Here is a 1,602-nt window from a genome sequence, read left to right as displayed (position 1 = left end):
GAAACGTTGTGATTACATTTTAGATTTACACACAGGTGCGATTCATCGTACTAACCTACCCCAAATACGCGCTAACCTGAGCAATCCGGAAACACTGCGTATTGCTAAAGCATTTGCCACGCCAGTGATCGTTGACTCTGCATTGCGTGATGGCTCGCTACGTAGCGAAGCCGAGAAGTGTGATATCCCAGTATTGACTTACGAAGCTGGTGAAGCACTTCGCTTTGATCCGCTATCTATCAGTGCTGGTGTTTTAGGCGTTCAACGCGTTATGCAAGCGATCGGTATGTTAAGAGCCAGCCGTAAAAAACTGCCTGAACCTGTTATCGCGAAATCGACCAGCTGGGTTAGAGCGCCAGGCAACGGTATTTTGCGCACGGTGGTGAACCTAGGCGATAAAGTAGAAAAAGGTGAAACCTTAGCTTACATCAGCTCACCCCTCGGTCACGATGAAATAGAGCTAAAAGCACCTAAAAGTGGTTTAGTGATCGGTCAGCAAACGCTGCCATTAGTGAACGAAGGCGATGCCATTTTCCACCTCGCATACTTCAGCCAAAGCGACGATGAAGTAGAACAAGCGGTAGAAAGCTACATTGAAGGATTAACTGAGTTTGACGTCGAACAGGTAACGACGGGACAAATCCCACTCGACACTCAGTCATAATTGCATGCTCTATGATCTCAAAGCCCAGTACCTGTTGCCGGGCTTTTTTTGTTATGTTTACTCACCAATATTATTTATTACAAACACTTAAACATGAAAACTTAACGTTTGTGCTTCGTGTTTAGCTTATTTCAATTCATCTTGTTCACCGCACAATTGCACAGCGTTTTATTTATTCGTATTATGTTTTCTTTTTGCTTGCACACATCTATGAATAAAACACAACTCATTAGCTGTTTGTTGGGACTTGGACTTTCTGCAAATCTCCTCGCTCAAGAATCTGAAAACATCGCTCAATACTTACAAGAACAAAGTCAACAACATTCACTAGAAGATCATTATGCTTCATCTGTTCCAGATGAACTCAACTTGGACGCGCAACGCTCAGAACTCAAATGGCGAGAGGAAGGCAAGCCAGATCATTGTTACCACACAAAAAATAACGCCGAGGTCACAACAGACTTTGACTACGGTGAGGCCAACGATCTTTCGGATGGCTTACATCATATTGATTTACCGCCTGTGCATACACGTAATAACAAATCATCTCATCGTGTTTACGCAAACAATCCTCACTTACTGCCTGGCAACCAACAGTTTGCCGCACCTTCCGAAGGCTCTTTTGGCTTCTCGGTTTCTTCTGACTGCTTATGAAAATGAGCCAACAAAAAAGCCCTGAAGAAAACTTCAGGGCTTTTTAGCATTACCGACAGATCGAAACATCAATCGGAATATATGCCATTATTCTTCGTCAGCTTCAGCTTCGCGTGCTTTACGAGCTTCTTCTTTGCGAACTTTTGCCGCAAGTTGCTCTGCTTCACGCTCTTGACGCTGTACAGCTTTACGCTCATTACGAACAACTTGGTTTTCGATGAAGCCCGCAAGTTCTTGTTCAGCCCAAGCTTGTGCTTTTTCTTCGCTGTCAAACCCAGTTTCAC

At 44.1% G+C, this 1,602-nt stretch carries 3 protein-coding genes; 2 read left to right on the top strand and 1 reads right to left on the bottom strand.

All coding sequences use genetic code 11. The annotated features are described in order from the left end of the window. Positions 1 to 664: succinylglutamate desuccinylase/aspartoacylase family protein (locus tag R7P67_RS23860; RefSeq protein ID WP_318086197.1), on the top strand; the 664-nt coding region annotated here is incomplete at its 5' end. 210 nt (positions 665 to 874) lie between these two features. After that, a complete protein-coding gene (locus R7P67_RS23855; protein WP_021823167.1) occupies positions 875 to 1,318 on the top strand; it encodes a hypothetical protein in 444 nt (147 codons plus the stop codon). Positions 1,319 to 1,405: 87 nt separating this feature from the next. On the opposite strand, the gene R7P67_RS23850 is transcribed toward R7P67_RS23855, so the two are convergent. Then, the coding region (locus R7P67_RS23850; RefSeq protein ID WP_318086196.1) for a DUF3622 domain-containing protein at positions 1,406 to 1,602 on the bottom strand (197 nt) is incomplete at its 5' end.

It is taken from the genome of Vibrio sp. Vb0937 (assembly GCF_033338855.1).
Note: the sequence above shows the minus strand (reverse complement) of the source record. Positions and strands in the feature narration are given on the sequence as shown.

What these genes read in the sequence shown, in the direction of transcription:
- R7P67_RS23855 (WP_021823167.1), top strand. Translation starts at nt 875, where the DNA reads ATGAATAAAACACAACTCATTAGCTGTTTGTTGGGACTTGGACTTTCT.